We start from the raw sequence: 21,342 nt of genomic DNA on the forward strand, positions 1-21,342 counted from the left end.
ACCATGCTGCAACCGAAAAAGACCAAGTTCCGCAAGGCTTTCAAGGGCAAGATCAAGGGCGCTGCCAAGGGCGGCACCGATCTGAACTTTGGCTCCTACGGCCTCAAGGCTCTCGAGCCGGAACGCATCACCGCCCGCCAGATCGAAGCGGCTCGCCGCGCGATCACGCGTCACATCAAGCGCCAGGGTCGCCTCTGGATCCGCGTCTTCCCCGACGTGCCGGTTTCGAAGAAGCCTGCTGAAGTCCGTCAGGGTAAGGGCAAGGGTTCGGTGGAATACTGGGCCGCGCGTGTGAAGCCGGGCCGTATCCTGTTCGAGCTGGACGGCGTTGCCGGCCCGCTCGCCGCTGAGGCTTTCAGCCGCGCTGCGATGAAGCTTCCCATCAAGACCAAGGTCGTTGCCCGTCTCGGCGACACCTCGCACCTGGAGGGTTAATTCATGGCTGCCAAGACTGAAGACTTCCGCGCCAAGACCGACGACCAGCTCACTGAAGAGCTGGTCGCTCTGAAGCGCGAGCAGTTCAACCTTCGTTTCCAGGCCGCCACGAGCCAGCTCGAGGCACCGGCCCGGATCAAGGAGGTCCGTCGCAACATCGCCCGCATCAAGACGCTCCAGGCTGAGCGTTCGGCTGCGGCGAAGTAAGGAGGAAACACGATGCCCAAGCGTATTCTGATCGGTACCGTCGTTTCCGACAAGACCGACAAGACCGTTACCGTACTCGTCGAGCGCCGCGTGAAGCACCCGCTTTACGGCAAGATCATTCGTCGCTCGAAGAAGTATGCCGCCCACGACGAAGAGAACGCGTACCACATTGGTGATCGCGTCCGCATCGAGGAAACCAAACCGATCTCAAAGTCGAAGACCTGGAAGGTTCTCGACACGTTGCAGGCCGGAAAGGGTGTTGCCATCGAGGCTAATCTCGACGTAGAGGCCGCCAACTGATTTGAGACGCCCCCGGCTTAACCGCCGGGGGAGCTTTTTTGGAACTGCCGGACTGGTTCCGGCAAGCCGTTGAGAAGGAACCGGATCAATGATCCAGATGCAATCCAATCTCGACGTCGCGGACAACAGCGGCGCGAAGCGCGTCCAGTGCATCAAGGTGCTGGGTGGCTCGAAGCGTCGTTTCGCAGGCGTCGGCGACATCATCGTGGTGTCGGTAAAGGAAGCGCAGCCGCGCGCGCGCGTCAAGAAGGGCGACGTGCACCGTGCTGTCATCGTGCGCACCCGTAAGGACGTTCGTCGTCCCGACGGCAGCGTCATCCGCTTCGACAGCAACGCTGCCGTGCTCATCAACAAGAGCGAGGAGCCGATCGGCACCCGTATCTTCGGCCCCGTGGTTCGCGAGCTTCGCGGCAAGGGCTTCATGAAGATCATCTCGCTTGCTCCGGAGGTGCTGTAATGGCTGCCGCGAAGATCAAGAAGGGTGACCAGGTCGTCGTTCTGTCGGGCAAGGATAAGGGCCGTACCGGCGCTGTTCTCCAGGTCATGCCCAAGGACGGCAAGGTCGTGGTCGAGGGCGTGAACGTCGCCACCCGCCACCGCAAGCCGACCCAGCAGAACCCGCAGGGCGGCATCGAGCGCAATCCCGCTCCGATGGCGATCAGCAAGGTCGCGGTTGCCGTTGACGGCAAGCCGACCCGCGTTCGCTTCGAAGAGAAGGACGGCAAGAAGGTCCGTGTGGCTGTGAAGACCGGGGAGACCATCGATGGCTGATAAGTACACCCCGCGTATGCGTTCGAAGTACGATGCGGAAATCGTCAAGGCGATGACCGAAAAGTTCGGCTACAAGAACGTGATGGAAGTGCCTTCGATCGAGAAGATCACGCTCAACATGGGCGTGGGCGAGGCGAGCCAGGACAAGAAGAAGGTCCAGACCGCCGCGGCCGAAATGGAAAAGATTGCCGGCCAGAAGCCCGTGATCACCAAGGCCCGCAAGTCGATCGCGCAGTTCAAGCTGCGTGAAGGCATGCCCATCGGTTGCAAGGTTACCCTGCGCCGCGAACGCATGTTCGAATTCCTCGATCGCCTCATCACGATCGCGATGCCCCGCATCCGCGACTTCCGTGGTCTGAACGCCAAGTCGTTCGACGGCCGCGGCAACTACGCGATGGGCCTGAAGGAGCAGATCATCTTCCCCGAGATCAGCTACGATCAGATCGAGAAGGTGCGTGGCATGGACATCATCGTCACCACCACCGCCAAGACCGACGAAGAAGCACGCGAACTGCTGCGTCTTTTCGGTTTCCCGTTCCCGGTTGAAGAAGCCGCGGAAGAGAAGGAGGCGGCGTGAGCCGCCGCTGAGGAAGAGAGCTTAAGTCCATGGCGAAACTGAGTTCCGTGAACAAGAACGAGCGTCGTAAGAAGCTCGTCAAGAAGTACGCTGGTAAGTACGAACGCCTCAAGGCGATTGCCGATGACACCTCGCTCGACGAAACCGAGCGTCTCATCGCCCGCCTGAAGCTGGCCGAGATCCCGCGCAACGGCAACCCGACCCGGGTTCGCAACCGCTGCGCCACGACCGGTCGTCCGCGTGGTTACTACCGCAAGTTCGGCCTGTGCCGCGTTGAGCTGCGTGATCTTGCCAACAAGGGCATGATCCCCGGCGTGACCAAGTCGAGCTGGTAAGGGATACATAAGCAATGGCTATGACCGATCCCCTGGGTGATATGCTCACCCGCATCCGCAACGGCCAGCAGGCGAAGAAGGACTCCGTCCTTTCCCCCGCCAGCAAGCTGCGTGCGCGCGTGCTCGAAGTTCTCCAGCGTGAGGGCTATATCCGCGGCTACAGCGATGACACCACCGGTGCTCACCCGCAGCTGCGCATCGAGCTGAAGTACTTCGAAGGCGAGCCCGCTATCAAGCACATCGCTCGCGTCTCCAAGCCTGGCCGCCGCGTCTACTCGGGTTCCAAGGAACTCCCGGTTGTGCGCAATGGCCTTGGCATCACCATCGTCTCGACGCCCAAGGGCGTGCTCTCGGATGCCGAAGCACGTGCCGACAACGTCGGTGGCGAAGTGCTGGCGGAGGTGTTCTGATGAGCCGCATTGGTAAGAGGGCGGTTGCTATTCCGGCCGGCGTTACCGCCAAGCTCGAAGGCGACGTGCTGACCGTGAAGGGCCCCAAGGGTACGCTTGAAATGGGCGTGTCCGACCAGGTGACCTACACCGTCGAAGAAGGTTCGGTTGGCGTTTCGCCGATCAACCAGTCGAAGGTGGCTCGCAGCCACTGGGGCATGCAGCGCACGCTCGTCGCCAACCTCGTTGGCGGCGTGACCGAAGGTTACTCGAAGGTCCTTGAACTCAAGGGCGTCGGCTACCGCGCACAGGTCCAGGGCAAGAAGCTCAAGCTTCAGCTCGGCTACTCGCACGATGTCGACATCGACATCCCGGAAGGTATCGAGATCAAGGCGCCGGATAACACCACCGTCGAGATCTCGGGCATCGACAAGCAGAAGGTCGGCCAGATCGCGGCCGAGATTCGTCGCTGGCGCAAGCCCGAACCCTACAAGGGCAAGGGCATCAAGTACCGCGGCGAGTACATCTTCCGCAAGGAAGGGAAGAAGAAGTAATGGCAAAGCTTTCCCTTTTCCAGCGCCGCCGTCAGCGCGTGCGCACCGCCCTTCGCGCGTCGGCTTCGGGCCGTCCGCGTCTTTCGGTGCACCGCACCGGACGTCACATCTACGCCCAGATCATCGACGATGCGCAGGGCCGTACGGTCGCTGCTGCCAACACGCTTGGCGGCAAGGGCGCTGACACCGATGCCGCCATCCGCGTGGGCAAGGAACTCGCCGAGGCCGCCAAGAAGGCGGGCATCACTTCGGTCGTGTTCGATCGCGGCGGCTTCCTCTATCATGGTCGCGTCAAGGCGCTGGCCGATGCCGCCCGCGAAGGCGGGCTGGAGTTCTGAGCATGGCTGACGAAAACACCAACACCACCAGCAGTGAGCAGCCCATCGCGGCTGACAACCCGCAGGGCGGTGCTCCCCAGGAGCAGCGCGAGAGCCGTGATGGCGGTCGTGGTCGTGGCGGCCGTGGCCGTGGCGAGCGCGGTGGCCGTGGCCGTCGTGACGACCGTCGTGGCCGTCGCGATGACGAGGAGCAGGGCGAAGAGCTGATCGAGAAGCTGGTTCACATCAACCGCGTCTCGAAGACCGTCAAGGGCGGTAAGCGCTTCGGTTTTGCCGCACTCGTCGTCGTGGGTGACGGCAAGGGCCGCGTCGGCTTTGGCCATGCCAAGGCTCGCGAGGTTCCCGAGGCAATCACCAAGGCAACCGCTTCGGCCAAGAAGAAGATGATCCGCGTCGCTCTGAAGGAGGGTCGTACCCTCCATCATGACGGCAAGGGCCACTTCGGTGCGGGCCGCGTCAATGTCCGTACGGCTCCGGCCGGTACCGGCATCATCGCCGGCGGTCCGATGCGCGCCGTGTTCGAGAGCCTGGGCGTCGCTGACGTCGTGACCAAGTCGGTCGGCACCTCGAACCCGTACAACATGATCCGCGCCACCTTCGACGCCCTGACCGACCAGTCCTCGCCGAAGGCGGTGGCTCAGCGTCGTGGCAAGAAGGTCTCCGACCTCCTGGGTCGTGGCGGTGCGAGCGAAGCTGAGGCCGAGGCCGCAGCTGAAGCCATCGTGGAGTAAGCGACAATGGCCAAGATCAAGATCAAGCAGATCGGTTCGCCGATCCGTCGCCCCGAGAGCCAGAAGAAGATCCTCATCGGTCTCGGCCTCGGCAAGATGCACCGCGTTGTCGAGCTCGAGGACACCCCCGAGGTTCGTGGCGCGATTGCCAAGCTCCCGCACATGGTAGCCGTGGTCGACTGACCTGGCTGCCGCTCCTTCGGGAGCCGCGAGTTGAAGATTGAAAGGGCTCCGGTGCTTGGCATCGGGGCCCTTTTCGCATGGGCTTGTCGGGTAGGGGCGCGATGTACCTTTCATTCAGGGGCACCTGTGCTATGCGCTCATGCCTTCCACTCGTCCTCCCGGGATGTCTTTCAGATGGTAAAGCCTGCATCGATGTTACGTGGCCTGCTGGGATCGGTTTCTGCGCGCCGATGTGCGTTGGCGGGTGCAGTGGTGCTTGGTCTGGGCGCATGTAGCGCAGATCCGCCTGGTTCTGACGGAGGCCTTGTCCCCGAGGGCGAGGCTGTGGCCGCGTGCAACGATTTTCGTGCGGATCCCAAGGTGCTGACTTCGATGCGCGCCGGGGACATCGCGCTGCGCAAGGCGCTGGCCTCGGGCGCCAGGCCCGATCCTGTCGTGGAGGCGGTCAGCGCAATTGCGCGCGGTGATTTTCGCCTTGCTGCGGCAACGACGCCGCAGGGTGTCTCGCTCGACCTCTACAACGCGCAATGTCGACTTCTGGGCCGTCCGGCGGCCTGGTCGATCCGGGCACTGGCGTTCGTGCCGGATCTTGCCGCCGCCGAGGGCAGGGGGGCAGATGTCCCCGCCACGGCCTTCGGGCGACAGTACAATGCGGCCCTTATGGCCGATCCGCATTATCCCTATCGCGATATCTGCCGCCCCGTTGCAGATGTCGGACCTGAACCCGAGATCCGGCCGGAAGAACCGATTTCGCAGCCTTACGGTTTTGCCGATCTTCAGTCGGGCGAGGCGGTGGACACGATGGGCTATGCCGCGCGCCACAATGCCGTGAGTCAATTGCGCCGGCTTGTCGCTGAGCGCCCGCAGGATATCGACAAGCCCGACATGTTCGGGCTGACGCCGCTTGCCTGGGCTATTGCCTATCAGCGCTGGCGGACAGCCGACGTCCTGATTGAGGCCGGCGCAAGTCCGACAGGGGCGAGTTGTCAGACCGCGATTGATCGCCAGTCGCCCCTCCAGGTCGCGCGTCTCATGCGCTGGACGGACATGATCGGACGTCTGCGTTCGTATGTCAGCGAGGAGGAATTCGCCAGCCTGCGTCAGAACCCGCGCTATGACGATGCGAGCCTGGCGGACTTCAACCGCGCGTTTTTCCAGATCAAGCACCGCTATGACCCGATTCTGCGGCAGCGTCGTTTCTCGCGTTACGAGCTGCAGTTCGCCATTGATGAGGCTGGCAATTCGACGAGCTGTGAACTGGTGCCTGCATCGAATTCGGCCGAATTCGATGCCGAACTGTGCGAAGTTGCGATGAAGGTCGTGCGCTGGACCCCAGCGCGTGACGCGTTCGCGACCACGGTTCCGGGCGATGCCAAGCTGGTCTTTGGCCTCGGCAAGTAGTCGGGCATGCGCGAATAGGGGGTGACAGGCGCCCCCCTTTCGCCTATGGGGCCCGCTTCCCATCCAGCGCGATGAAAAGCGAAAGCGAGTGCAGACTATGAATCTTAACGATCTCCGTGACAACGCCGGTGCCCGCCACCGCCGCATGCGTGTCGGCCGTGGTATCGGTTCGGGCAAGGGCAAGACCTCGGCACGTGGTCAGAAGGGCCAGAAGAGCCGTTCGGGTGTTGCCGTCAAGGGTTTCGAAGGCGGCCAGATGCCGCTTCACATGCGCCTTCCGAAGCGCGGCTTCACCAACGCGAAGTTCACCAAGGACTACGCGGAAGTGAACCTGGGCATGGTCCAGAAGGCGATCGACGCCGGCAAGCTCGACATCTCGGGCACCGTCGATCACGCCGCGCTCAAGGGCGCTGGCCTGGCCCGTGGCGGCAAGGACGGCGTGCGTCTCCTGGGCAAGGGTGAACTCACCGCCAAGGTCGAATTCAACGTTGCTGGCGCTTCGAAGGGCGCCGTGGAAGCCGTTGAAAAGGCTGGCGGCAAGGTGATCCTGCCTGCCAAGGAAGCCGCTTCGGCCTGATTCGCCACAGTGCGGTAACGCAATAGAGGAGGGCGGAGCGCGGCGCGTTTCGCCCTCTTGTGCGTTTCGCCACGGCGGTACTGGCGCGAATCATGTGGGTTTCGCGTCCCGTTGGTGGCACGGAGGGTTTCCGCCCTCCTACGAATGTCTATATGGACGGACTGGAACGCGGGTTCGACAAGGATGCTCTCAGCAGCTAAGGCCGAATCCGAACACGCTATTCGAGGCTTCTACAACTCATGGCTTCCCGTGCCGACAATATCGCCAGCTCGCTGAGCCTGAGCAATTTCTCCAAGGCTACCGAGCTGAAGAAGCGCATCTGGTTCACGATCGGTGCGCTTATCGTTTTCCGTTTCCTGAGCTTTGTGCCGCTGCCGGGCGTCGACGCCCGCATTCTCAGCGAGCTCTACAGCCAGACGCAGGGCGGTATCCTCGACCTGTTCAACACCTTCTCGGGTGGCTCGCTCTCGCGCATGAGCCTGATTGCGCTTGGCGTCATGCCCTACATCACGGCCTCGATCGTGGTGCAGCTGGCCGCTTCGCTTCATCCCGCGCTCATGGCGCTGAAGAAGGAAGGTGAGGCTGGTCGCAAGAAGCTGAACCAGTACACCCGCTATGGCACGGTTGGCCTCTGCGCCATCCAGGGCTACTTCCTGGCCGTGAGCCTGGAAGCCTATGGCGCCTCGAGCGGTCTTCCCGCCGTTGTCGATCCGGGCATCCTGTTCCGCATTGGCGCGGTCATCAGCCTGGTTGGTGGCACGATGTTCCTGCTGTGGCTGGGTGAGCAGATCACCTCGCGCGGCATCGGCAACGGTGTGTCGCTGATCATCATGGCTGGTATCGTCGCGCAGATGCCGACGTTTGCCTCGAACCTGGGGCAGGCCTACTCGGCCGGAGACACCGGTTCGCTGCTCATCATGTTCCTGATCGCGCTCATCGTCGCGATGATCCTGCTGATCTGCTTCTTCGAGCGCGCCCAGCGCCGCTTGCTGATCCAGTATCCCAAGCGCGCGACCCAGCGCGGCATGATGCAGGCAGATCGCAGCCACCTGCCGCTGAAGATCAACACCGCGGGCGTGATCCCTCCGATCTTCGCGAGCTCGCTGCTGCTGCTGCCGCTCACCATCACCCAGTTTGCTGGCAATTCGCTGCAGCCGGACTCGACGATGGGCAAGGTCGTAGTGTCGCTGAACCAGTACCTGGGGCACGGCAAGCCGCTCTACATGCTGTTCTATGCAGCCGGCATCATCTTCTTCAGCTTCTTCTACACCGCGGTTGTCTTCAATCCGGAAGAGACGGCGGAGAACCTCAAGAAGAACGGTGGCTTCATTCCGGGCATTCGTCCGGGCAAGAACACGGCGAACTATCTGGACTACGTGCTCACCCGCGTGACGGTGATCGGTGCGGCCTACCTCACGGCGGTATGCTGCATCCCTGAGTGGTTCCTGGCCCAGACCGGCCTTCCGCTGCTGTTCATGGGCGGCACCAGCCTGCTGATCGTTGTCAACGTGACTGTGGACACCATCACGCAGATCCAATCGCACCTGCTGGCGCACCAGTACGGCGATCTCATAAAGAAGGCGAAGCTGAAAGGTCGCATGCGCTGAGCGCAGGCGTTCGCCAAAACGTAGAACTGAGGGGGTTACGCGTGAATATCATTCTTCTTGGGCCGCCGGGGGCGGGCAAGGGAACGCAGGCACAGCGCCTGGTTGAGCGCCATGGCATGCGCCAGCTTTCGACCGGCGACATGCTGCGCGCCGCGGTCAAGGCGGGAACGCCGACCGGGCTTGAGGCCAAGGCGATCATGGAGCGGGGCGAACTCGTGTCGGACGCCATCGTCTCGGCGCTGATCGGTGACGAGCTTGATGCGATGGGCTCGGACACGGGCGCCATCTTCGATGGCTATCCGCGTACGGCGGCCCAGGCTGAAGCGCTCGACGGCATTCTTGCCGAGCGCGGGCGCAAGCTCGATCACGTGATCGAACTGGGTGTCGACGAGGAAGCTCTGGTTGAGCGCATCACGGGGCGCTTCACCTGCGCGGCCTGTGGCAAGGGGTATCACGACAGCTTTGAGCAGCCGAAGGTCCCGGGTACCTGCGACAAGTGCGGTGGCACCGAATTCAAGCGCCGTCCGGATGACAACGCCGACACCGTGCGTACGCGCCTCGCCGAATACCGTGCCAAGACTGCTCCGATCCTGCCGATCTATGAAGAGCGGGGGATTGTCGCCAAGGTCGACGGGATGGCGGACATGGACGATGTGACGGCTTCCATCGAAGGCGTCTTCGCCAAGTAAGCTTAGAAAAAGAAGCCGGGGCGAATGTCTCGGCTTTTTTTCTGGCCTTCGTTCGTCTTTGTCGTCAAGACTAAGGGCTGCATGAATATCTCGCGTTTCCATCGCTACACTGTTGTCCTCGCCACGGCCCTGATAGGCCTGTGCGCACCTCATCTGGCTCAAGCCAAGGTTGCCGAGGCCAATACGCGTGGCTTCGTCGTGCGCCACATGGTCGAGATTCCCTCTGGTGTGGACAAGACCTGGGAGACGGTGCTGGACCCTGCCGAGTGGTGGGATTCGGCGCACACCTGGTCCGGGGATGCCGCCAATCTCTCTATCGATCCCAGAGCGGGTGGCTGCTTTTGCGAATTGCTGCCCCATGACGCATCGCCGCGCGCCGCGCCCAAGGGCAGTGTCGAGCATATGCGGGTGGTCTATATCGAGCGTCCGCGACTGCTGCGCATGACAGGCGCGCTAGGGCCGCTGCAGTCCGAAGCGGTGAACGGGACGCTGACGATCCAGCTCAAGCCCCGGGGTGGGGAAGGGCAAGATACGGTTCTGCTCCTCGAATACGTTGTGGGCGGCTATATGCGCCAGCCTGTCGAGGCGATGGCCGGATCAGTCGACGCGATGCTCGGTGCGCAGCTTGAGCGGCTGACCTCGGAACTCGGTGGCGCTTTTGCGAGGGCCTTTCCGGGCGGCGACCTCGGCCTTGATCCCGTGCCCGACACGGATGCCAAGGAGAACGCCGATGCCGAAGAGGCGCCGGATGGCGTTGAGCCGCTGGCGCCCGAGCCCCCCGAAGGTGAGGTAATCGAGCGTTGAGCGTGCAAGAAGAACAATCCTTTGCGCGAGGTGCGCTTTGACGCGAGGGTCCTTCCGAGGTATAATCCATCCATTGCTTGATCGGGCTGCGCATATCTTGGCGCAAGGCCCGCAATTCGTGTCGGCTGCATTGACAGGTCGTCCGAATCGTTTTAAGCGCCCCCTTCACTCGACAGAATCGCTGCGTCCGGTTGGTCTGGCTTTGAGTAAGTCGCCTGCCGGTCGTTTCGCGTTTGTGGATCGGGTGGTTCGTTTCAGCGTTGAGATAGGGGAGCGGCGACGCACCCCTGTGGAGCAGGAGATTTAAGTGGCTCGTATTGCCGGGGTAAACATCCCCACCAACAAGCGCGTGATCATCGCGCTCACCTACATCCACGGTATTGGTCGCACCAAGGCCGTCGCGATTGCCGACAAGCTCGGCATTGATCACACCCGTCGCATCCAGGATCTTTCGGACGCCGAAGTGCTCCAGATCCGCGAAACCATCGATGCCGATCACCTCGTGGAAGGTGATCTTCGTCGCGAAACCGCGATGAACATCAAGCGTCTGATGGACCTCGCCTGCTACCGTGGCCTGCGTCACCGCAAGGGTCTTCCGGTCCGTGGCCAGCGCACGCACACCAATGCGCGCACCCGCAAGGGTAAGGCCAAGCCGATCGCCGGCAAGAAGAAGTAAGCACGGGAACCTTAAAGGTTTTCGGTTTCCCGCAGCGACTATTCGACAGGATACACGAACATGGCACGCGAACCCCAGCGCATTAAGCGGCGCGAGCGCAAGAACATCACGAGCGGCATTGCCCACGTCAACGCCAGCTTCAACAACACCATGGTGACCATCACCGACGCCCAGGGCAATGCGATCAGCTGGTCCTCGGCCGGTATGATGGGCTTCAAGGGCAGCCGTAAGTCGACCCCGTACGCCGCTCAGGTGGCCGCGGACGACGCCGGCAAGAAGGCCGCCGAGCACGGCGTCCGCACCCTCGAGGTCGAAGTCAAGGGCCCGGGTTCGGGTCGTGAGAGCGCGCTTCGCGCCCTCCAGGCTGTCGGCTTCACCATCACGTCGATCCGCGACGTGACCCCGATCCCGCACAACGGCGTTCGTCCTTCGAAGCGCCGCCGCGTCTGATCGACCTTTTTGCGGGCGGCGAACCGGTCGTCGCCCGTTTTCAGGAGCGTTTCATGGGCTCATTTTCAATGGGCTCCTGGGCGCAACCGCCATCGTAATCCCAGGGGAAGTCCATGACTGTCAACATCAAGAACTGGCAGGAACTCAAGAAGCCGAACAGCCTTGAGATCAAGCCGGGACCCGACCCCAAGCTGAAGGCAACGTTCGTTGCCGAACCTCTCGAGCGCGGTTTTGGTCTTACGCTCGGTAACGCGCTGCGGCGCGTTCTTCTGTCTTCGCTGCAGGGCGCTGCGATCACCTCGATCAAGATCGAGAACGTGCTGCACGAATTCTCGTCGCTGGCCGGTGTGCGTGAAGACGTCACCGACATCGTCCTGAACGTGAAGCAGATCGCCCTCAAGATGCAGGGTGAAGGCCCCAAGCGTCTCCAGCTCTCGGCCACTGGCCCGGCGCAGGTGAAGGCGGGCGACATCGCCGTTTCGGGCGACATCGAGGTCATGAACAAGGACCTCGTGATCTGCACGCTCGACGAGGGTGCGGTCCTGAACATGGAACTCACCGCGGACACCGGCAAGGGCTATGTACCCGCCGTCGGTAACCGTCCGGTTGACGCGCCGATCGGTCTCATCCCGGTCGACTCGCTTTACTCGCCGGTTCGCCAGGTGAGCTACAAGGTCGAGAACGCCCGCGTTGGCCAGGAGCTCGACTACGACAAGCTCAGCCTGACCGTTGAAACCGACGGCACAGTGGCTCCCGAAGATGCTGTGGCCTACTCGGCCCGCATCCTGCAGGACCAGCTGGCGCTGTTCGTCCACTTCGAGGACATTGCTCCCGTGGGTCAGCCCGCGATGGTCGGCATGGCCGCGGGTGGTACGCAGAGCCAGGAAGAGAGCGACACCAACCAGCTCAACCGTTACCTTCTCAAGAAGGTCGACGAACTGGAACTGTCGGTCCGCTCGGCCAACTGCCTCAAGAACGACAACATCATCTACATCGGCGACCTGGTCCAGAAGACCGAAGCCGAGATGCTGCGCACGCCGAACTTCGGCCGCAAGTCGCTCAACGAGATCAAGGAAGTTCTCTCCTCGATGGGTCTGCGCCTCGGCATGGACATCCCGGGCTGGCCGCCCGAGAACATCGAAGAGATGGCCAAGAAGCTGGAGCAGGAACTGCTCGGCTGATCGGCTTTCCCGATACCGTATTGAAGAGGCCCTGCAGGAGACTGCGGGGCCTTTTTCTTTGGAAGTTTGAAGACAGTCGGCACCGGGCGGGTTGGCCTCCCAATCCCACGGCACGCCCTACTTGTCGGTGGGCACATGCATTGGCGGGGTGAGGTGCGCTCGACAGTCGACAGGGTCAAGGGATGGTAAATCCCTTGGATGCTTCTTTCGCTCTTTGCCTCATTTCATTTTTCATCTAGAACATAAAAAGAACAAGTGGAGAGAGCCATGGCCCGCCTGAACTACGTCGAACTGCCGGTGCGCAATGTGCCTGGCCAGAAGGAATTCTACGAGGCGACTTTCGGGTGGTCCTTCTCCGACTTCGGTCCGGACTATGCGTCGACGATGACAGGTGATGTCGACATGGGCCTCAACGGCGATGCGGCGCAGTGGACGGCGCAGATGCTCCCCGTGATCCAGGTCGACGACCTGGAGGAGACCCTTGCGCGGGTGCAGGCGGCAGGCGGCGTCGTTACGTTGCCGATTTTCGCCTTCCCGGGCGGCCGCCGCTTCCACTTCCGCGATCCGCATGGCCACGAACTGGCGGCGATGGTGGCTTATGGGGAAGGCGTGTAGGAAATGGCCTCCCGGATTCGCACGAATCCTTGACTCTCGCCCGAAAATCCGCATTAGGGCCGTTCTTCGCGGGTACCCGTGAGAAGGTTTTGGGCGGTGGCCTTGTCCACATCGCCCGGCGGGCAGTACCTAACCGGCTGCCTGACGAACAGGAAGATGACCCATGCGTCACAAGTATTCCGGCCGTAAGCTGCAGCGCAAGTCCGGCCACCGCGCCGCCCTTCTGCGCAACATGGCCGCAGCCCTGATCAAGCACGAGCAGATCCAGACCACCACGCCCAAGGCGAAGGAACTGCGTCCCTACATCGAAAAGCTGATCACGCTTGCCAAGCACGGTGGCCTGTCCAACCGTCGCCTCGCGCACGCCAAGATCATGGACGATGCCCAGGAAAAGAAGCTGTTCGAGGTTCTGGCAGAGCGTTACGCTGGCCGTCCCGGCGGCTACACCCGCATCATCAAGGCAGGCTACCGCGCTTCGGACGCCGCGCCGATCGCGATCATCGAACTCGTCGACCGTGACGCCGAGGCCAAGGGCCAGGATTCGGGCCCGGTCATGAACGAGGCCGAAGACTACGCCGAAGCGTAAGGCTTGGGGCAGGGCCTCCCGGTCCTGTTGAAAAGCAAAGATACGTCCGATTTTTCGAAATTGACGGAGGCGGCCGCGAGATGCACTCTCGCGGCCGCCTTTTCTTTTGGGCGCGACGTATCTTCCCGGGAGTTCTTCTTTTTCATGCGCAATATCCTTCGTTGGACGACAGCCCTGTCGGTCCTCGCGGCCTCACCTGTTTTCGCAAACGAGCTGACCGACACGAACTATCCCGAGACCCGGCGCGGCGACGTTGTCGAGACGCTGTTCGGGGAAGAGATTGCCGACCCCTACCGCTGGCTTGAAAACGATGTGCGCGAGGACAAGGAAGTCGCTGACTGGGTGGCCCTTCAGAGCGCCTTCACGGATAGTTATCTGAAGCAATTGCCGCAGCGGGGCTGGTTCGAGGAGAAGGTGCGCGGCCTTCTTGATTTCGAGCGCTTCGGGCTCCCGGAGAAGGCGGGGAAGCGCTATTTCTACACGCGCAACTCAGGGCTCCTGAACCAGTCGCAGCTGTTCGTGCGCGATGGGTTGGAGGGCGAGCCGCGCCTGCTGATAGATCCCAACGCCTGGGCGAGCGATGGGGCGACGGCGCTGTCGGGATGGACGCCGTCGAAAGAAGGTTCCTACCTTCTTTATAGCGTGCAGGATGGCGGCAGCGACTGGCGTATTCTTCATGTCCTCGACGTGGCGACCGGCAAGGTCCTTGAGGACGAGATCCGCTGGGTCAAGTTCTCGGACCTGGCCTGGGTGGGCGAGAAGGGTTTCCTCTATTCGCGCTATCCCGCGCCGGGTGAGGGCGAGGCCTTCCAGAGCGCCAATTACGACCACACGGTCTATTACCATGAACTGGGGACCCCGCAGTCGCAGGACGTGGTGGTCTACCGCACGCCCGAGCATCCCGAATACAACCACTCGGTCACCGCGACGCAGGATGGGCACTGGGCGATCGTCACCAGCAGCATTGGCACGGATGCGCGTTTCGAGATCCACGCGATTGATCTGACCAGCAAGGACTGGACGCCGCGCGTGGTCGTCGGTGGCTTCGACGACGCCTGGGAACTTGTCGAAGGCATGGGCGACAAGCTTTGGTTCGTGACCAACAAGGATGCGCCGCGCAAGCGCCTCGTCCAGATCAATCTGGGCGGCAAGACGCCCAAGATGCAAGAGGTCGTGCCCCAGGCCGAGGACATCCTCGAGCGCGCGGGTATCGTGGGCAACCGCCTTGTCCTCAACTACATGCGCGATGCGGCAAGCCATGCGGTCATCGTGGGCCTTGATGGCAAGAGCGCGCAGGAGTTCTCGCTCAGCGGGATCGGGACGGCCTCGGGCTTCCACGGCAAGCCGGGCGATCCTGAGACGTTCTATTCCTTCACCAGCTTCAACCGCCCGCCTTCGATCTTCCGCATGAACATCGAGACGGGCGAAACCACGCCGTTTGCCGAGCCGGAGATGGACTTCGATCCCGAAGACTTCGCCATCGAGCAGCGCTTCTACGCCTCTAAGGACGGCACGAAGGTTCCGATGTTCATCGTGCGCCGCAAGGACGTGGTCGCCGCCGGCAATCCGGTCCCGACGCTGCTCTACGGCTATGGCGGTTTCGACATCGCACTCACGCCGGGCTTCTCGGCCTCGCGGATGGCTTGGATCCAGGCGGGCGGGGCCTATGTCCTGGCGAACCTGCGCGGGGGCGGCGAGTATGGCCGTGCCTGGCACGATGCCGGACGGCGCGAGAACAAGCAGAATGTCTTCGATGATTTCATTGCGGCGGGCGAGTACCTGAAGGCGCAGGGGATCACGAGCGAGGACGGGCTGGCGATCAACGGCGGCTCGAACGGTGGCCTCCTGGTCGGCGCGGTGACGAACCAGCGCCCGGACCTCTTCGCGGCGGCCGTGCCGCAGGTCGGGGTCATGGACATGCTGCGCTTCGATCGTTTTACTGCGGGGCGCTACTGGGTCGATGACTTTGGCTATCCTGACAAGGAGGACGACTTCCGGATCATTCGCCGCTATTCGCCCTACCACAACATTGCAGACGGGCAGGACTACCCGGCCGTGCTGGTGACGACGGCGGACACCGATGACCGCGTGGTTCCGGGCCACTCGTTCAAGTATGCGGCGGCTATCCAGCATGCGAATCTGGGCGACAAGCCGCACCTCATTCGCATCGAGACGCGGGCCGGACATGGTTCGGGCAAGCCGACTGACAAGGTCATCGAGGAATCAGCCGATATCCTCTCGTTCATGGCGGAGTGGACGGGGCTGGAAGTACCGCAGTCCTGAATGTTCACATAAGTTGCGAATAACATGAACGGTGGCTGATGCCCGGGTTCAGGCGGGCATCAGCGCCTCCTTGCTAGAACGTATCTGTAGCCGGGCATTGGGCCCGGCGTGCAGATCAAGGAGGAACGCCTCATGCACACCCTGATGAACTCCAAGCTTGGCAAGGGACTGGTCGGGACCGTGGCGGTCGGCGCAATGGCGGCCTCCACGGCAACCCCGGCCATGGCCCGCGATGGCGGTGGCGGTGTCGATGCGGGCACGGTAATTGCCGGTGCGCTGGTCGTGGGCGGTATCGCCGCGCTCGCCGCGTCGGCCAGCAACGACCGGGACCGCTATGCCTATGGCCACCCGCGCGGGCGCGATCGTCGCTACGGTCGTGGTTTTCGCGGCGTGAGTTCGCGCGATGCGGTGGATCGCTGCGTTGCGGCGGCGACCCGCACGGCACATCGTAACAGCGGCCGCGCCCGCGTGACCGATATTCGCGACGTCGACCGCAAGGACTATGGCTACAAGATCAAGGGTCGGATTGCGGTAGAGGACCGCCGCGGCGGACGCTGGGATCGCCGCAGCCGGGTCGATACCGGCAAGTTCACCTGCAAGGTGAACTACCGTGGAGGTCTGCGCGACCTCGACTTTTCGGGCATTCGCGGCCTGCGCTGACGACGCGCTGCCCGTCCGTGCGGTTCAGCGCGGGGAAAGGCACCTTGGCGCATCTGGAAACCTGCTGATTGGGACGGCGTGGATCGTGCGCGCCGATTGGGAACTTGAGTTATGAAGATCCTGCGTTCGCGTACCAGTGCTTCTCTGGCGGCCTTGGCGGCCACGGTGATGACCGTTTCGCCCGCCATGGCCCATGGCTGGGGCCGCTATCCGGGCCCGCCGCGCCATCACCACCACCATCGTGGCGGCAGTGGAGGTGGCCTGCTCGCCGGACTTCTCATCGGTGGCGGCCTCGTCGCCATCGCCAGCGCCGCGAGCAAGTCCAACCGACAAGAACGTGTCGCTCCGCCTCGAGACGTATATGAAGATGACGACTACGGCCGTGACTATGACCGGGGCGATGTCCGCCCGGCCTATCCCGGTGGCCCGGTGGCGGGGGATCCCGGCTATGCGGCGCCCTATGAGGACGACCGCTTTGGCGACGATGTCGGGGCCTCGGGCTTTGGCATGGCGGTCGATACCTGCACCGACGAGGTTGAAGGTGGTTCGCGCTACAGCGTGCGCAGCGTCGATAAGGTGGACCGCATGAACGGCCGCGTCGCGGTCGAAGGGCGGCTCGCGGACGGCCGGGGCTTTGCCTGCAGCATCGACGGGGAAGGGCGTGTGCGCTCGGTCGCGGTCGATGGGCGTGCGATGATCTGATGCGTGCCGCGTTCGGGCGGGCTCAGGTCTGCCGGGGCGGGCTTTCGTCCTCGCCGCCGTGAGTGGGCAGGCCAATGGACCAGTGGATCGCAATCCCGCGCAGGATGAACCCGGCGAGCGCGCCGCAGATCCAGGCGGTGATCGGCGGGATGTCGAGCGCGATCAGCAGCGCGGCACAGGCCGAAGCCAGGGCCGAGGCCGTCACGTAGAGCTCCGGGCGCATGAGGATGGACGGTTGGCCCGCGATAACATCGCGGATGATGCCGCCCGCACATCCCGTCATCACGCCCATCAGGAACGAGGGGACAGGCGGCACCCCCCACCCCATCGCCTTGATCGTCCCCAGGACGGAATAGACGGCCATGCCCAGCGCGTCGGCCCAGACGAGGATCCGGGCGTTGTACCAGCTGGCGGGCGTAAACCAGGCGAGCGTTGCCACGGCAAGGCACACCGGGGCCACGAGTCGGTCGTGGACCCAGAACACCGGCGCATCGATCAGAAGGTCGCGCACCGTGCCACCGCCCACGCCCGCGATCAGCGCAAAGAAGGCCACCGTGACGTAGCTTTGCTGGGTCCGCGTGCCCGAGAGCGCACCGGAGAGGGCGAACAGGCCGATGGCGAAAAGGTCTACGGCGGCAGGCAGCACCGGCGTCTCGGGAGGTGTGATCATGGCTGTCTCTTATCACCCGTTTGGCACGGGACCTACCCTGCCGGGTACAACGGCGGGCCATGGTCCGCGGAAACTTGTTTGCCCGCGTGAAAACACTAGGTTGAAGACCAGCGACCGGCGGCCCCCAGCACCGGTCTGACCGAGCTACATATGGATTTCCTCCCATGTCCACCCGTACCGTACTTTCCTCCCTTGTCCTGCTTCTGGCGGGCACGGCTCTTGCGCCGAGCAGCGTGGCCACCGCTCAGACGTCCGCCGCGGAGGCACCTTATAATCTGGCCGCGGCCAAGGCGGCGCTGGCGCCGGTCGAGATGGATGTCGACACCGCCTTTCTGAACGTGGAAGAGCGCAAGGTCGTGAACCTCCTGATCGAGGCCTCGGACCTTCTGAGCGAGGTCTATCTGCGCCAACGCTACGAGGCCAATCCCAAGGTGCGCATGGCCATCGCGCGCAACCGACGCGCGGACCGCGACCTCCTGCTGGAGATGTTCGACCGCAATTTCGGACCCTGGGATGAAATGTCCGAGCTCCATCCCTTCTGGGGCGGCGAGGCCATGCCCGAGGGCGCGGGCTTCTATCCCACCGACCTGACCCGTGAGGAGCTGGAGGCCTATGTCGCGGCCCATCCGGACGAGAAGGACGCGCTGCTCAGCCCCTATACGGTGGTGCGCCGGGACGGAGAGGCCCTTGTCGCCATTCCCTATTCAAAGGCCTATGCGCAATGGCTGGAGCCCGCCGCGCAGTTTCTGGAGGAGGCTGCGGCCACTACCAGCAATCCCAGCCTCAAGCGCTTTCTGTCGCTGCGCGCCAAGGCCTTCCTCTCGGACGATTACTATGAGAGCGAACTGGCCTGGATGGACCTGGAAGACACGCCCATCGAAGTCGCCATCGGCCCTTACGAGGTCTACACCGACCGCCTGATGGGCACGAAGACCGCCTTCGAGAGCTTCGTGACGCTGAAGAACCCGGAAGAGTCGGCCGCGCTTGCCAAGTACAAGAAGTACCTGCGCGACATGGAGGCGAACCTGCCGATCCCGGACGAGGTGAAGAACTTCCAGCGCGGCTTTGCCAGCCCCATCGTGGTCTCCGAACAGGTCCATGGCGGGGGAGACAACGTGCCCGGCGCGCCCACCATCGCCTTCAACCTCCCCAACGACGAGCGCGTGCGCGAGGCGAAGGGGGCCAAGAAGGTGATCCTCTCCAACGTCCTTGGCGCCAAGTTCGACCGCATCCTGAAGCCGATGGCCCCGATCGTGCTCGAACCCGACCAGGCCGCGCTCGTTGCGCGCAAGTACATGCAGTACGAGACGCTGTTCCACGAACTCTCGCACAGCCTCGGGCCGGGGACGATCACTGTCGATGGCGAGGAGACGACCGTTAACGCCCGCCTCAAGGAGCAGGCCTCGGCGCTGGAAGAGGCCAAGGCCGATGTTGCGGGTGTCTGGAACATCCTGTTCATGATGGACAAGGACGAGATCCCGGCGCGCGAGCGCGACCAGCTCTTTGCCACCTACTTCACCGGCATCTTCCGTTCGGTACGCTTCGGCGCGGTGGAAGCGCACGGGAAGGGCGCTGCGCTTCAGTACGGCTATCTCCAGGCCAAGGGGGCGTTTCGTTTCGATGACGGAGCAGGGCGCTACGTGATCGACGATGCGCGCATGGAAGCGGGCCTTCGCGATCTTTTGCACGACATCCTGATGCTTCAGGCGAAGGGCGATTACGAGGGCACCAAGGCGTTCATGGCGACCTGGGCCAAGCTCGATGCGCATGCCGAGAATGCGATAGCCGCGATGGGCGATGTGCCCGTCGACATTCTCCCGATCTATCCCAGCGAAGTCTGACAGCGCGCGCCCGGCGAACCCAGCTCGCCGGGCGTCGTCCTTGGGCTCAGAGTGCCCACCACAAATAGCCGGTGATCGTGCCGAGTGAGAGGATCGTGGAGAGAAGTACGGTGCGCGCGGTCACATCGGCCTCGCGGCCATAGAATTCGGCCAGCATGAAGGGGCCGGTGCCGGTTGGCAGCGCCGAAAGAATGACGGCGGCGTGGATGCCCATGGGATCGATCCGGAAGACCCGGGCGGCCAGGAACCAGACGAGGACAGGCTGTGCGATCAGCTTGACCGCGATCAGCCCTGCGATCCGCCCCTTGGGCGCAGGTGCGGGGCTGCGTTCAGCCGCAAGGAAGAGCCCGAGTGCGACCAGCGCGCAAGGTGAGGCGGCCGCGCCCAGCATCGTGAGGAAACCGTCGAGCGGATCTGGCACGGCCAGCCCGGTGATTGGAAAAACGCTGGCGGCAAGCGGCGCGGCGACGAGCGGATTGGCAAGCACCCGGCGCGCGACCTTGATGGCGAGCTTGCCCGGAGTTGCGGCCTTCTGGGTCGCGGCTTCGATCAGGACGATGCCGATGGCGAAAACTACGCATACGGTCATTAGGACCGAGAGAAGCGTCAGCGACCGCGCCTCGCTCCCCAGCACTACGGCAATGATGGGAAAGCCCATGTAGCCGTTGTTCGCGTAGCTGGAATTGAGCCCGTCGATGGCCGCATCGGCGAGGCCGTGGCGCAGGCGCGCCAGGATCGTGAAGACGAAGGTGCCCAGGGTGCCCAGAGCCAGCGCGGCAAGGAAGCCGGGGTGCCAGAGCTGCGCGGGCTGGGCCTTGGCGACGATCTCGAATAGCAGTGCAGGCAGGGCCAGCCAGACGACGAAGCGGTTGAGCTCGCTTGTCGCCTGAGGGCCCAGTGCCTTCAGGCGGCGCGCCAGCCATCCGGCGAAGATCAGGCCGAAGACCGGGAGGACGGTCAGCAGGGGCGTGAGCATGGGAGCGGTCTTGTGTGCAGCGGATCAGAAGGAGACGCGCATGTAGCCCGCGAGGCGTGTGCCGGTGTGGCGGTCCCAGTAACGCGTGTCGCGCGCGGTATCCTGATCGATGCTGGTCCCGCTCAACTCCATGCCGATCGCGAAGTTGAGGCGCGAACGCTCCACCGCGAGGTACCAGTTGGTGTAGTCGCCACCCGGGCGCAGGCGCACCGCGCGCTCGGCATCATTCGTTGATCCGATGGTCTGGCCGATCCCGGCGTAGAGGGCGAGGGGACTGCCCGGGATGCCGGCACCGATGTCGGCGGAGAGATAGAGGTTGTCGCCGCCAATGGCGTCCTGTGACGGCGCGTAGCTGGCGCCCAGCGTGAGCCAGGCGGGCCCAAGTGTGCGTGAGACTGAGCCTTCGATCTCGACGTAGTCGAGATCGCCCGCATCGATGAAGACATGGCCGCGCGCACCGGCCGAAAAGTCCCACCCATTGCTGGAGGTCACGTACCTGGGTGCGATCTCGATTCCCAGTTCACTGCCGCCGTGACGGCGCGCGCCGCGCAGCGTGGTGGCACTGGCGTCGACGACGATGTGCGAGGTGATGGGAAGCGATCCGTCGACCTGGAGGGCAAGTTCGCCCTCACTGTCGCTGATACCGCGGCTGCGCATGTCGGTGCGCGCTTCAAGTGCGGCGCTGGCCGTACGCATCGCTTGCGCATGGGCCTGGCCGGGAGCGGCGAAAGTGGTCAGGGAAAAAAGCGAAGCCGCGAGAACTGCGGCAGAAAATGTGCGCACCATGCGGCTTCGCATAACGTC

29 protein-coding genes are annotated in these 21,342 nt (G+C 63.3%); 26 read left to right on the forward strand and 3 right to left on the reverse strand.

What is annotated here, in order from left to right; translation table 11 throughout:
- Nucleotides 1–3 precede the first annotated feature (3 nt).
- From rplP to LC060_RS05365, 25 genes are all read left to right on the forward strand, one after another.
- Nucleotides 4–435, forward strand: a complete 432-nt coding sequence (rplP, locus tag LC060_RS05245; RefSeq protein ID WP_148627595.1) for a 50S ribosomal protein L16 — start codon at nt 4–6, stop codon at nt 433–435.
- 3 nt (nt 436–438) lie between these two features.
- Entirely contained in the window at nt 439–642 is a 204-nt protein-coding gene (gene rpmC / locus LC060_RS05250) for a 50S ribosomal protein L29 (RefSeq protein ID WP_039388078.1), read from the forward strand.
- A 12-nt stretch (nt 643–654) separates the two neighbouring features.
- A complete protein-coding gene (rpsQ, locus tag LC060_RS05255; protein ID WP_226633308.1) occupies nt 655–942 on the forward strand; it encodes a 30S ribosomal protein S17 in 288 nt (95 codons plus the stop codon).
- Between the two features lie 88 nt (nt 943–1,030).
- On the forward strand, nt 1,031–1,399 hold the full coding sequence (gene rplN / locus LC060_RS05260; RefSeq protein ID WP_039388073.1) for a 50S ribosomal protein L14: 369 nt from the start codon (nt 1,031–1,033) through the stop codon (nt 1,397–1,399).
- Nucleotides 1,399–1,713: a 50S ribosomal protein L24 gene (gene rplX, locus LC060_RS05265; protein ID WP_226633310.1), complete on the forward strand. Its 315-nt coding sequence runs from the start codon at nt 1,399–1,401 to the stop codon at nt 1,711–1,713. The genes rplN and rplX overlap by 1 nt, the downstream gene beginning before the upstream one ends.
- Complete coding sequence (gene rplE / locus LC060_RS05270) at nt 1,706–2,290, forward strand: 50S ribosomal protein L5 (RefSeq protein WP_226633312.1); 585 nt, start codon at nt 1,706–1,708, stop codon at nt 2,288–2,290. Before rplX ends, rplE begins: the two co-directional genes overlap by 8 nt.
- Before the next feature lie 29 nt (nt 2,291–2,319).
- Nucleotides 2,320–2,625 carry a 30S ribosomal protein S14 gene (gene rpsN / locus LC060_RS05275; protein ID WP_039388068.1) on the forward strand — a complete coding sequence of 102 codons (306 nt, stop codon included), beginning with the start codon at nt 2,320–2,322 and terminating at the stop codon, nt 2,623–2,625.
- Nucleotides 2,626–2,639: 14 nt separating this feature from the next.
- The gene (gene rpsH / locus LC060_RS05280; RefSeq protein ID WP_039388066.1) at nt 2,640–3,035 is read left to right on the forward strand and encodes a 30S ribosomal protein S8; all 396 of its coding nucleotides are present in this window, start codon (nt 2,640–2,642) and stop codon (nt 3,033–3,035) included.
- Complete coding sequence (gene rplF / locus LC060_RS05285) at nt 3,035–3,568, forward strand: 50S ribosomal protein L6 (RefSeq protein WP_226633314.1); 534 nt, start codon at nt 3,035–3,037, stop codon at nt 3,566–3,568. Before rpsH ends, rplF begins: the two co-directional genes overlap by 1 nt.
- Nucleotides 3,568–3,906: a 50S ribosomal protein L18 gene (gene rplR / locus LC060_RS05290; protein WP_039388062.1), complete on the forward strand. Its 339-nt coding sequence runs from the start codon at nt 3,568–3,570 to the stop codon at nt 3,904–3,906. Before rplF ends, rplR begins: the two co-directional genes overlap by 1 nt.
- Nucleotides 3,907–3,908: 2 nt before the next feature.
- Nucleotides 3,909–4,637 carry a 30S ribosomal protein S5 gene (rpsE, locus tag LC060_RS05295; protein ID WP_226633316.1) on the forward strand — a complete coding sequence of 243 codons (729 nt, stop codon included), beginning with the start codon at nt 3,909–3,911 and terminating at the stop codon, nt 4,635–4,637.
- Between the two features lie 6 nt (nt 4,638–4,643).
- Nucleotides 4,644–4,820: a 50S ribosomal protein L30 gene (rpmD, locus tag LC060_RS05300; RefSeq protein ID WP_148627602.1), complete on the forward strand. Its 177-nt coding sequence runs from the start codon at nt 4,644–4,646 to the stop codon at nt 4,818–4,820.
- 324 nt (nt 4,821–5,144) lie between these two features.
- On the forward strand, nt 5,145–6,221 hold the full coding sequence (locus tag LC060_RS05305; protein WP_226633318.1) for an ankyrin repeat domain-containing protein: 1,077 nt from the start codon (nt 5,145–5,147) through the stop codon (nt 6,219–6,221).
- Nucleotides 6,222–6,318: 97 nt separating this feature from the next.
- A complete protein-coding gene (gene rplO, locus LC060_RS05310) occupies nt 6,319–6,798 on the forward strand; it encodes a 50S ribosomal protein L15 (RefSeq protein ID WP_226633320.1) in 480 nt (159 codons plus the stop codon).
- 239 nt (nt 6,799–7,037) lie between these two features.
- A complete protein-coding gene (gene secY / locus LC060_RS05315; RefSeq protein ID WP_226633322.1) occupies nt 7,038–8,405 on the forward strand; it encodes a preprotein translocase subunit SecY in 1,368 nt (455 codons plus the stop codon).
- Nucleotides 8,406–8,446: 41 nt separating this feature from the next.
- Nucleotides 8,447–9,094 (forward strand): adenylate kinase, encoded by a 648-nt coding sequence (locus LC060_RS05320; RefSeq protein ID WP_226633324.1) that lies wholly within the window; start codon nt 8,447–8,449, stop codon nt 9,092–9,094.
- 81 nt (nt 9,095–9,175) lie between these two features.
- A complete protein-coding gene (locus LC060_RS05325) occupies nt 9,176–9,898 on the forward strand; it encodes an SRPBCC family protein (RefSeq protein ID WP_226633325.1) in 723 nt (240 codons plus the stop codon).
- A gap of 307 nt (nt 9,899–10,205) precedes the next feature.
- Nucleotides 10,206–10,574 carry a 30S ribosomal protein S13 gene (gene rpsM / locus LC060_RS05330; protein ID WP_226633326.1) on the forward strand — a complete coding sequence of 123 codons (369 nt, stop codon included), beginning with the start codon at nt 10,206–10,208 and terminating at the stop codon, nt 10,572–10,574.
- Between the two features lie 60 nt (nt 10,575–10,634).
- On the forward strand, nt 10,635–11,024 hold the full coding sequence (gene rpsK / locus LC060_RS05335) for a 30S ribosomal protein S11 (protein ID WP_007011846.1): 390 nt from the start codon (nt 10,635–10,637) through the stop codon (nt 11,022–11,024).
- A gap of 113 nt (nt 11,025–11,137) precedes the next feature.
- Entirely contained in the window at nt 11,138–12,205 is a 1,068-nt protein-coding gene (locus LC060_RS05340; RefSeq protein WP_039388049.1) for a DNA-directed RNA polymerase subunit alpha, read from the forward strand.
- Between the two features lie 267 nt (nt 12,206–12,472).
- A complete protein-coding gene (locus LC060_RS05345; RefSeq protein WP_226633327.1) occupies nt 12,473–12,820 on the forward strand; it encodes a VOC family protein in 348 nt (115 codons plus the stop codon).
- A 163-nt stretch (nt 12,821–12,983) separates the two neighbouring features.
- Nucleotides 12,984–13,406 carry a 50S ribosomal protein L17 gene (rplQ, locus tag LC060_RS05350; RefSeq protein WP_226633328.1) on the forward strand — a complete coding sequence of 141 codons (423 nt, stop codon included), beginning with the start codon at nt 12,984–12,986 and terminating at the stop codon, nt 13,404–13,406.
- 144 nt (nt 13,407–13,550) lie between these two features.
- A complete protein-coding gene (locus LC060_RS05355; RefSeq protein ID WP_226633329.1) occupies nt 13,551–15,689 on the forward strand; it encodes a prolyl oligopeptidase family serine peptidase in 2,139 nt (712 codons plus the stop codon).
- Nucleotides 15,690–15,821: 132 nt separating this feature from the next.
- Nucleotides 15,822–16,349, forward strand: a complete 528-nt coding sequence (locus tag LC060_RS05360) for a hypothetical protein (protein WP_226633330.1) — start codon at nt 15,822–15,824, stop codon at nt 16,347–16,349.
- A 111-nt stretch (nt 16,350–16,460) separates the two neighbouring features.
- A complete protein-coding gene (locus LC060_RS05365) occupies nt 16,461–17,051 on the forward strand; it encodes a hypothetical protein (protein ID WP_226633331.1) in 591 nt (196 codons plus the stop codon).
- Nucleotides 17,052–17,073: 22 nt separating this feature from the next.
- Here the strand turns inward: LC060_RS05365 and LC060_RS05370 are convergent, their stop codons facing one another.
- Entirely contained in the window at nt 17,074–17,721 is a 648-nt protein-coding gene (locus LC060_RS05370; protein WP_226633333.1) for a trimeric intracellular cation channel family protein, read from the reverse strand.
- A gap of 164 nt (nt 17,722–17,885) precedes the next feature.
- On the opposite strand from LC060_RS05370, the gene LC060_RS05375 reads away from it, so the two are divergent.
- Nucleotides 17,886–19,562 carry a dipeptidyl-peptidase 3 family protein gene (locus LC060_RS05375; protein WP_226633335.1) on the forward strand — a complete coding sequence of 559 codons (1,677 nt, stop codon included), beginning with the start codon at nt 17,886–17,888 and terminating at the stop codon, nt 19,560–19,562.
- Between the two features lie 46 nt (nt 19,563–19,608).
- Here LC060_RS05375 and LC060_RS05380 read toward each other — a convergent pair whose 3' ends face one another.
- Both LC060_RS05380 and LC060_RS05385 read right to left on the reverse strand, forming a co-directional pair.
- Entirely contained in the window at nt 19,609–20,538 is a 930-nt protein-coding gene (locus tag LC060_RS05380) for an AEC family transporter (RefSeq protein ID WP_226633337.1), read from the reverse strand.
- Nucleotides 20,539–20,562: 24 nt separating this feature from the next.
- The gene (locus tag LC060_RS05385; RefSeq protein ID WP_319005402.1) at nt 20,563–21,336 is read right to left on the reverse strand and encodes a TorF family putative porin; all 774 of its coding nucleotides are present in this window, start codon (nt 21,334–21,336) and stop codon (nt 20,563–20,565) included.
- Nucleotides 21,337–21,342 lie beyond the last annotated feature (6 nt).

This window comes from Novosphingobium profundi (assembly GCF_020524485.1).
Taxonomy (GTDB): Bacteria; Pseudomonadota; Alphaproteobacteria; order Sphingomonadales; family Sphingomonadaceae; genus Novosphingobium; species Novosphingobium profundi_A.